Annotated in this window: 2 protein-coding genes and 1 pseudogene; 1 reads left to right on the top strand and 2 read right to left on the bottom strand. The window is 36.4% G+C overall.

All coding sequences use genetic code 11. The features are described 5' to 3' along the window. Positions 1-87: 87 nt before the first annotated feature. Positions 88-10155: pseudogene (locus tag F8162_RS19625) on the top strand (cell surface protein); the annotation flags it as partial. 73 nt (positions 10156-10228) lie between these two features. On the opposite strand, the gene F8162_RS19620 reads toward F8162_RS19625, so the two are convergent. Then, positions 10229-10369, bottom strand: coding sequence for an FbpB family small basic protein (locus F8162_RS19620; protein ID WP_001228046.1), 141 nt, complete (start codon positions 10367-10369; stop codon positions 10229-10231). 360 nt (positions 10370-10729) lie between these two features. Next, the gene (locus F8162_RS19615) at positions 10730-11596 is read right to left on the bottom strand and encodes a 5'-3' exonuclease (RefSeq protein ID WP_151631031.1); all 867 of its coding nucleotides are present in this window, start codon (positions 11594-11596) and stop codon (positions 10730-10732) included. Positions 11597-11705 lie beyond the last annotated feature (109 nt).

Raw genomic sequence — 11705 nt, 5'->3', positions numbered from 1 at the left:
CCAAGATTCTCGTGTTGAGAAAGTTTTGTTTATTAAAAACATCCAATTTCCCGGAGCTTCGATTTGTATGTGTGTTGGTTATTGGTTACCGTAACAAACACAACAGTTACACCGATTATTGATGCTACTCTAGTAATAAATAAAAATGCTAGTACAACTTTTGCTACAATTGGTGATACGATTACATTCACTTCATCTGTTACAAACACAGGAAATACTACTGCTAATAACATTATTTTTACAGATACAATTCCAAACGGTACTGCCTTTGTCCCAAATAGCTTTAAAATAAACGGGGTAACCGTCCCGAATGCAAATCCACAAAACGGTATCAATATTGGTAACTTGAATACAAATGCATCGATTACACTCAGTTTTCAAGTAAACATTACAACGCTCCCAAACCCTAATCCAATTCCAAACCAATCATCACTTCAATATAGTTTTATTGTAGATATAAATGAACCGCCTGTTTCACGAACAGTTCAATCCAATACAACTTTTACGCAAGTAAATTCGGCTTCCGTTATCGCAACGAAAACTGCAAGCAGTGCCTTTGCCGCTGTTGGAGATACAATTACGTATACAACTACGCTCACTAATAACGGAAATACTACTGCTAACACACCCGTTTTTACCGATATATTACCACTTGAACTTTCATTCGTGCCTGATAGTCTACAAATTAACACCATCCCGCAGCTTGGATTTAGACCAGATAACGGGATTTCTTTAGACGCAATTCCGGTTGGAGGAACGACAACAATTAGTTTTCAAGCGATTGTTGGCTCAATACCAGCTACAAATCCAACTTTGAACCAATCTAGCACGACATATTCTATCATTGTGGATCCTACCGAGCCGCCAGTGACAGAAACAGCTATAAGTAACCCAACTTTAGTGCAAATTAACGAAGCAATCATCCAAGCAACGAAAAGCGTGGATCGACTATATTCTGACATCGCACCTGGAAATTCATTTTTAACGTATACAGTTTTATTAGAAAATATCGGGAACACAACTGCTACGAATATCACTTTTACAGATTCGATTCCAAATAATACAGTATTTATAGAAGATAGCGTTCGAGTAGGCGGAGTTTTATTACCTGGAGTAAATCCAGCGAACGGGATACCAATTGGGGATATTATTGCAGGAGATTTTATAAATGTCACCTTCCGTGTGCAAGTAGTTAGCATCCCAAATCCTATTTTTACAATCGGACCTGGAGGACCAAACTCACCTGTTGTAAACGGTGCTTCTATTAATTATCAATTTATGACAGGGCCTAATTTACCACTCGTTTCACGAAGTACGACATCTAATTCTGTTTCGACACAAATAAATTCTGGGGAAGTTGCACTTGTTAAATCCGTTGATAAAACTTTCGCAACGATCGGGGATACACTGACTTATACAATTTCATTAAGCAATCCTGGAAATGTAACATCACAAAACGTACTATTTACTGATATTTTACCTGAAGGAACAATATTTATTTCTGGAACTGTTACAAACGAATCGGGCACTCAGCAAATTGGAAATCCAGCTAGCGGAATTCAGATTGGAAATATAAATCCCGGTAATACAGCTACTATTACGATAAACGCACTTGTAACAAACATTCCAAGCATAAATCCTATCTCTAATTTTAGTTCCGTACAATTTGAACATGTGGTTGATCCTAGCCAACCTTCTGCATTACAAACAACTATATCTAATACAGTTTCAACGACCATTAATAGTGCAATATTAACTACAACAAAAACTGTTGATAAATCTATTATTTCTGTCGGTGATACCATTACGTATACAACGACTATTACGAATACAGGAAATACACCAGCTACAAATATAACTTTTACAAGTGCGATTCCTCCTAGTACTACTTTCGTACCAGATTCGGTCACAATAAATGGCATCCAACAGCTTGGTTCACAACCAGCACTTGGATTAACTATACCAAATATCGCTCCTGGTGAAACAGTAACTGTTACTTTCCAAGTAAATGTTATTTCTGTTCCCCCTTCAAGCTCGATTATGGGTAATGATACGATTTTATATTCTTATACTGTTGATCCAAACGGAACTCCTGCTACTACTTCTACTTCAACGAATATTGTTACAAACCCTGTATTAGATGCTATGTTAACGATGGTAAAATCGGTCGATCAAACACTTGTAACGCTAGGTGATACTATTACCTATACGACAATCTTAACGAATAACGGTAATACAAACGCTACGAATATTACTTTTACTGACCTTATACCAGATGGTACAACGTTTATTACTGATAGCGTTATAATAGATGGCATTACACAAATTGGTCTTAATCCAAATACAGGTATAACGATTGGTGCAATTGCTCCTAACAGCTCAATATCTATAGCATTTCAAGTTACCGCTACTTCTACACCTGTTCAAAATCCTATTGCAAATACTGCTACTGCTTCCTACACATTCATTGCTGATCCAAATGCACCTATTGTTTCAAGGAATGTTACTTCAAACACAGTGTTCACTACAATTAACACAGCTACCATTCTTTCATTAAAACAAGTCGATAAATCCTTTAGTCGTATTGGAGACACACTCACCTATACTGTCACTTTAACAAACAATGGAAACTCATCCGCACAAAACGTTATTTTTTCAGATACAATGCCAAGCGAAACTACATTTATTGCAAACACATTTTCTATAAATGGAGTTCCTCAAACGGGAGAAAATCCAGCGAACGGTGTAGATATTGGAACTATAACGGCCGGGGCTACAGTAACTGTTTCATTCCAAGTAAACGTAACCTCATTACCAACAGAAAATCCAATTGTAAATTTCTCATCCACATCGTATCAATTAGTCTCACCACCTGATGCAGAAACTTCAATTAGTAATCCTGTTTCAACACAAATTAACGAAGCTATATTATCCATGACGAAAAATGAAAGTGTATCCTTTGCAGATATTGGGCAAACTGCTTTTTACACTACTTCTATTTCGAATATAGGAAATACAGATGCAGCCAACATTGTATTCACGGATGTATTACCGAGCGGACTCACATTTGTTCCTAACACATTAACTGTTGATGGTGTTTTACAACCTGACGCGAATCCAAATACCGGTGTATTACTTGCAGCACTTCCGCCTAATGAAATATATAGTATCGTCTTTCAAGTTACAGTGAACAGCATCCCACCTATTAATCCTGTACCAAATACAGCATCAACGACGTATGAGTTTACTGTTGATCCTGTTAACCCCCCAGTATCAAGTGCAGCTAATTCTAACACGACGCTTCTTCAAATAAACAACGCAACTATTAATAGTACAAAAACAACAGATCTTAATTTTGCGGATGTTGGTAATACAATAACATTTACACTTAACCTCCCTAACACCGGGAATGTGGCTGCAATGGACGTAACTGTTATCGATATACTTGATAGCAATTTAAGTTTCGTTCCAAACAGTTTCACAGTTAATGGGCAAACTATTCCAAACGCTGATTTATCTACTGGTGTAAATATCGGCTCAATTAATGGTGGAAGCACATCAATTGTCACATTCCAAGTCATCGTTTCCACCCTCCCAATCAACAATCCTATTTCTAATTCAGCTCTTACCACTTACCGTTATATTGTTGATCCCGATCAGCCGTTCATTTCAACTTCTAATCAATCTAATGCAACGGCGATACAAATTAATAGCGCTATCCTTACTGCACAAAAAAATTCAAATGTGTCAACAGTAGATATTGGGCAAGATATTATCTACTCCGTTACGATTACAAATAGTGGAAATGTTAGTGCGACGAATGTTATTTTTACCGATCTAATTCCAGACGGAACTTCCTTTGAACCGAATAGCTTTACACTTAACGGAACTACCATCCCAAATGCAGACATAATTACAGGCGTTCCAATTGGTGATATCGCGCCAAACGAATCTGTCATTGTAGTATTTCATATTAATGCCGATGAAATTCCGCCTATAAATCCAATTTCTAATCAAGCTAGCGTTAGCTTCCAGCATATCGTTAATCCAGCTAATCCTCCTGTTTCAAAAAACATTACTTCAAATAATGTTACAACAACAATTGAAAGTGCTATTTTAACTACTACTAAAATCGGAGATAAAGCTTTTGCAACGATTGGTGATACGATTACGTATACAACTACGATTACGAATATTGGAAATATCCCTGCTAATAACGTTATTTTCTCAGACCCTATACCATCGTGGACACAATTTGTTGCAGGATCAGTTATTGTTGATGGCACTCCAATACCATCCGCTTCTATCATTGACGGTATTGGCATAAATACGATCATTCCAAATCAAACTGTAACAATCGTATTCCAAGTTCAAATTGTAAGCAACCCAACAACATTCACACCTGAACTCCAAAACTTAGGATTTGTAAACTTCCAATATAACGTAGGGAATGCATTACAGGCTCAGCCTGGAAATGTGGAAACGAACGTCTTCGTTACTTCTATTAATTCTGCAATACTTTCAGCTGTAAAAACTGCTAATGCTGCCTTTGCAAACATCGGAGACACGCTCACTTATACAGTTCTAATTCAAAATAACGGCAATACAAACGCTACGAATGTAAATTTCTCAGATTCGATTCCAGCAGGAACAACTTTTGTTGAAAATAGTTTTACTGTAAATGGAAGTACCATTCCAGGTGCAAATCCAAATAGCGGAGTGAATATCGGAACCGTGAACGCGGGTAGTTCCTTAACTGTTACTTTCCAAGTCATAGTTACATCTACTCCACCTTCGAACCCAATTACAAACGTTGCATCTATTCAATACGAATTTATAGTTAATCCGGCCTCTCCTCCTGTTACAGGTACAATAACTTCTAATAGTGCTTCCACACAAATTAATAACGCGACTGTTATAACTGTTTTAGAAGCAAATCGTACAATCGTATCGATCGGAGATATCATTACGTATACAGCAACATTAACGAATACTGGAAACTTCCCTGCAAATTCTGTATTACTCATTAACGGAGTTCCTGAAGGAGCATTATTTGTTCCAAATAGTGTTACGCTTAACGGGATTCCACTTCCAGATGCAAGTCCAACTCTCGGTATTCCAGTTGGTATTATCGCACCAGGTGATTCTGCTACGATTACGTTCCAATTTCTTGCAAGTTCTATTCCACCGCAAGGAGCGATTATAAATCAAGCACTTACAAGTTACACGTATATTGTCGACCCGAGTCAACCTCCAGTTACAGCAACATCTTCATCTAATACGGTAAATACAGCTGTCGTTGATGCATCGCTATCTGTAATGAAAAATACAGATTCCCTCGTACAGTCTACTGATGGTACAATCACTTACACTGTAGTCATTCAAAATGACGGGAATACAACTGCAAATACAGTTACTTTAACAGATTTGGTCCCAGAAGGAACTGCATTTATTCCGAATAGCGTAACCATTAATGGTGTTTCAGCTCCAGGTGCTGATCCGAACGTAGGCATTTCCTTAAACGCCATTGCACCTTCAGAAATCGTCACCGTCATATTCCAAGTTATCGTGCAAGCAATTCCAAGCGTGAATCCAATTTCTAATATAGCCCGTATTGACTATACTTTTATCGCTGACCCAACTGCTCCTATCATCTCTCGAACAATTACGTCTAATCCAGCTTCCACACAAATTTCGGATGCAAATGTTCTTTCTTTAAAAGCAGTCAATGCACAACAAGCGACAACCGGTGACATTTTGACCTATACGATAACGTTAGAAAATACCGGAAATATTCCAGCTACTAATCTCATATTTTCAGATACGATTCCAGAAGGGACTACATTCGTAGAAAATAGTTTTACACTTAACGGAACAGCTATACTTGGTGCAAATCCAAATGCAGGTGTTACTTTGCCTAACCTAGCCGCAAACGCTACTCACCTTATTTCATTCCAAATCCTTATTAATGATTCATTCTCGCAACAATCAATTACAAATCAATCTAATACAACATATACAATTCAACCAGACCCAGGACAACCGCCTATTACTGAAACATCTACAAGTAATATTGTCGTTACAAATTTCGTGCAAGCACAATTGACAGTTACAAAAACGTCCAATCCAATAAATGTAGATATTGGTGGAACTATACTTTATATTTCTGAAGTGAAAAATATCGGCAATGTTGACGCAATAAATATTATTTTTACAGATTCTATTCCAGCTGGGACTACATTCGTTCCCGACAGTGTCACAATTAACGGTGTACTTCAGCCTGGTGTAAATCCTGAGAACGGAATACCAATTGGAACGATTCCACCAAACAGTTCCAAAACAATACTATTTCAAGTACAAACAAATAATCCACCTACTGAAACCGAAATTGTAAATCAATCATCTGTAAATTACCAATATGTAAGTATTCCTACAGCTCCACCAGTGAATCGCTCTGTAAATTCTAATATCGTTACAACATCACTTCAAAATGCAAATATTATTTCTGTTAAACAGGCAGATGTAACTTTCGTATCCATCGGGCAAAATATTACCTACACAAATACACTACAAAATATAGGAAATGTTCCAGCTAACAATACGGTGTTCATTGACAACATTCCAGAAGGGACTATATTCATTGAAGATAGCTTATCAATAAATAATGTGATTCAGCCTGGTGCAAATCCTGAAAATGGAGTAACTCTCGGCACGATACAACCAGATGAAACAGTCACTATTTCATTCCAAGTACAACTTACAAATATACCAGAGGGCAATACAGTCATTAACATTTCAGACACTTCGTATGAATACCAAATTGACTCTAGTTCTCCGATTATTCAGCGTCGATCATTATCAAATGCAGTAAATACTGAAGTGCGGACAGCAAGTGTTAGTGCAATTAAATCCGCTAACAGATCTATTACACGCATAGGTCAAATCATCACATATACAGTCGCGGTTACAAACGCTGGTACAGTACCTATTACAAATACTCTCCTCATTGACGCAATTGCTGCTGGCACCACATTCGTTCCAAATAGCATTCTTGTAGATGGCATACCAAGGCCTAACGAAAATCCAATTACCGGAATCACCCTTGATATTATCCTTCCAAACAATACAATTATCGTTACATTCCAAGTAAATGTAGTCTCTACACCTTCTCAAAATAACATTAATAATATCGCCGTCATCCACTATGAGTATCAGCCAGACCCAAGCTTACCACCAATTTCAGAAACGATCTCTTCCAATACTACAAATATACAATTTATTGATGTTATTCTTATCGCTACAAAATCCGCTAATACAGTATTAGCAAATATTGATGAAACCATTGAATATACAATATTCATTCAAAATAACGGATCCACTACAACTAACTCCATCTTTTTTACTGATATTATAGAAGATGGAACAGTATTTATTCCAGGGAGTGTAACAGTTAACAATACTGTACTTCCTGCAGCAGATCCAAATATCGGCTTTTCCATTCCTAATATTACGTCAGGTCAAGTAACTACAATAACGTTCCAAGTTTCCGTTACGAATTTACCTGCTGTAAACCCAATACCTAATACTGCAAACATCGTCTACGACTTTATTTTCAACCCTGACTTTGCACCTATTCAAAAATCTACTACTTCCAATACTACTTTCGTTCAAATTAATGACGCTGATATCGTTTCACTGAAAATTGTTGATTTGACCTCAGTAGCAATTGGTGACATTTTAACTTATACAACAACTTTAACGAATACAGGAAATATGGATGCTACTTCTGTTGTGTTTACAGACAATATCCCTGATGGAACAACCTTTATAGACGGTAGTGTTTTAGTAAATAATATCCCTCAGCTTAACGCAAATCCAAGTTCCGGTATACTTGTAGGAACGATTGCTCCTAACGTTTCTATCCCAGTCACGTTTTCCGTTACTGTGGTATCTCTTCCAGCTAGCAGTCGTATCCAAAACCAATCAACTTCTCGTTATACAATTAATGGCGAGGAACAAATATCAACTAGTAATATTACCTTCACTGAAGTTATTTCTGCTAATGTACTCGCTATAAAAACAACACCTATCCAATATGCTGACCTACAAACGATTATCCCTTACACAATTTCCATTACAAACAATGGGAATATACAAGTAGAAAACATTATCGTTACAGATATCATTCCAGCGAATACGAGCTTTATAGAGAATAGTGTTATTGTGAATGGCACCGCTCGTCCAAATGACAATCCACTTAGCGGGATACAAATTGATAACATTCCGCCTAATACGACAGCAACTATTCTATTCCAAGTACGAGTTACTTCAATTCCGCAAACAAATCCAATCTCTAACACAAGTACAATTGAATATCAATACACGTTACCGAATCGACCACCTATTACCGAAACGATTCTTTCATCAGCTGCTGTAACAACAATTAATCACGCAAATTTAGACAGTAACAAAACTGTTAACCTTGCATTTGCAACAGTCGGTGACACGTTAACATATACAATTACACTCAATCAAACTGGTAATGTTGCAGTAAATGATGTAATCATTCAAGATATTATTCCTGAAGGTACTACGTTTATAGAAAATAGCGTCATTATAAACGGAGAAACTCTTCCGGGAGTTAATCCAGTAAGTGGTATACCAATTGGTACTATAACTGTTGGCGGAAATGCTAGCACTTCATTCCAAGTTTTAGTGACTTCTATCCCAACACCAAATGTACTCAACAACAACGCAATCACTACCTTTAACTATATAGTCAACCCAAATAACGTACCTGTTACAAATACAACTACAACAAATACCGTCACAACGACCATCCAAAACGATAACGTCTTTGCTATTAAGTCTGTTGATGTAACGAACGCCTTACCTGGTCAAACTTTAACGTACACCATTTCCATTACGAATAATGGTAATATCACTATTGAAGATATTCTTCTAGTAGACACGGCACCAATAGATACGACATTCGTTTTTGGTAGTGTTACGATTAACGGAAGCAATCAACCTAATGCGAATCCTGAAAATGGTATTACATTAGGAAATCTTGCTCCTAATGAATCTGCTATCATCACTTTCCAAGTAACGATATCTTCTTCAACTCTTCAATCTGCTATCAATAACGATGCTTCCGTTTCCTATACTGCCACCATTGATCCAAATGAACCACCTATTACAATTACAAAGCAAACAAATACCGTTACAACAACACTAATTGAGCCAATTATTAACATTGAGAAAACAGCAGACAAATCTCTCGCCGTTATAGGAGATATTATTACCTTCACATTAGCGGTATTGAACGATTCCCCGATCCCTACGATAAGTACTTCTATTTTAGATACCATTCCAGCTGGGACTACATTTGTAGAAAACAGCGTAACAATTAATGGGGCTCCGGTTCCAAATGTTCGTCCAGACACCGGCATTAATATTGGTTCTTTATCTGCAGATGCAGTAGCAACGCTAACATTTCAAGTTCTCGTCACTTCTATTCCTTCAAACAGTACCATTATCAATTCTGCTACCGTCACAGCCGCTTTTCAATTGGCACCACAGGACCCAATTATTACTTTTATTGTTAACTCAAATATCGTTCGTATACCAGTTCAATTTATAACTGCAACAGTAGTGAAAAACGCTTCCGTCAGATCAGCTTATTTAAAGCAATATTTTGATTATACGGTTCGTATTACGAACACTTCCAATATTTCACTTTTAAACATTTCTTTACAAGATACCATTCCAGCAGGTTTACAATTTATAAACGGCACTGTCTTTATTAATGGCGAACGCTCTCCACTAGCAAATCCAAATATCGGTTTCCAAGTAGCTACTAATTTGGAACCAAATGAAACAATTATCGTGTTATTCACTGTGCAAGTGATAAATCCGCCTGTTAATAATGAATTTAAAAATAGCGCAAATGTTTCACTACAACTTCAAGTCTCGCCTAATGATCCACCAATTACAGTAACGGTTACAAGTAACGAAAACATCGTCACCTTTATTTCAGACAATCCAGATGAAGTACTTCCAAATTTAAATTGCTTCTTTGACGGGGAACGTTTTATACGCATCACTCCTCGGAATATACGAAATTACTTTTGGGCTTGGATATGGTGGAAGTAATCCAAAAAGAAAAAGCTTGTAATTTGGATAGTATCCAAATTACAAGCTTTTTTCATGAGAAAAATAATAATACTCAATTGCTAGTAGCACTATATGCTACATGTCTTTTCTCAATTCTCTCTTCAATTTCTTTCATATTTTCTTTATTATTTAATAGTGATTGTTTATTTTCAATTAATAATTGTTTAAAAGATTTTCGCACTTTTTTTCGCATTTTCATTTTCCTCCTTGGGGGATGGTTTATATAAAAGATAAAGAATTATCTGGTTGTTCTTATAATAATGGATTGTTGTGAATTCTATTTGAACTTCATATGAAAATTCCGTTTATTTTCTGACAACTTTGTGAACACGCAAAAATTTAATCGCCCTAAAACCATTTTGAAATTGCTTCATGTCATTATAAAAGTTGCTATTGTCATCAACCTCTACCAATATATTTTGTCGAAACATTAATATATTTAAAATTTAGTTCTATATAATTTTATTTACTACGATACTGTTCGTAAAAACAAAAAGAGGGATGTTGTATAAGTCAAACTTTGACTTATACAACATCCCTCTTTCAAAACTATTTACAGCATATTTATTAATATTTCAGGTCTTCCCCAATTCATTTCTTCACAAACGAATCTAAGTTTTTCTTCATCCATTGTGTGTAATCCTTCTTCTAGTGAACATAAAATTGGAACTTCACAGTGAATTTGCGCTAATTGTAATGAAATATTTAAATTCTCTAAATCACTTTCAATCTTCGTACGCTGCGCTTTCGTTAACGATGCGACATTTTCTAGTACAGTTGCTACTGTACCATACTCTTGAATAAGCTTATACGCTGTTTTTTCACCGATACCTTTTACACCTGGGTAATTATCGCTCGTATCTCCCATGAACGCTTTCGCATGCACGATTTGCCACGGCTCTACACCTTTTTCTTCCATGATTTTCTCTGGTGTATAATATTCGTAATTTCCAATTCCTTTGCGCAAGAGCATAACTGTAACATTCTTATCAACAAGCTGAAGTAAATCCGTATCACCTGTTAAAATATAAACTTCCGCTTCATTACAGTATTGTTTCGCAAGCGTGCCGATACAATCATCCGCTTCATACCCTTTCATACCGATAACTGGAATAGACAATTTCGCAGTCATTTCTTGTACTAAATCAAATTGCGGAATTAATTCTTCAGGCGGCGCTGCACGATTCGCTTTATAATTTGAGAACGATTCTGTTCTAAATGTCGTACTTCCCATATCCCAGCATGTTACGATATGTGTCGGTTCAATTGCTTGCATAGCTGTTAATAAATGTTTCATATAACCATGAATCCCGTTTGTAGGGGTACCATCTTGTCGTTTCATAAATTGTCCGTAGACACTTGTTGCGTAAAAAGCACGAAATAATAGTGCCATACCATCAACTAATAATACTTTTTTCATAATTCCTCTCCTACCCAAAAAATAATAACCCCACGTCATCACGTAAGGTTATATAAATAGATTACCATTCTACGTTTTTTTAACTTTGTCTATTATACATTGTTTTTGT

It is taken from the genome of Bacillus sp. CH140a_4T (assembly GCF_008923725.1).
Classification (GTDB): Bacteria; Bacillota; Bacilli; order Bacillales; family Bacillaceae_G; genus Bacillus_A.
Note: the sequence above shows the minus strand (reverse complement) of the source record. Positions and strands in the feature narration are given on the sequence as shown.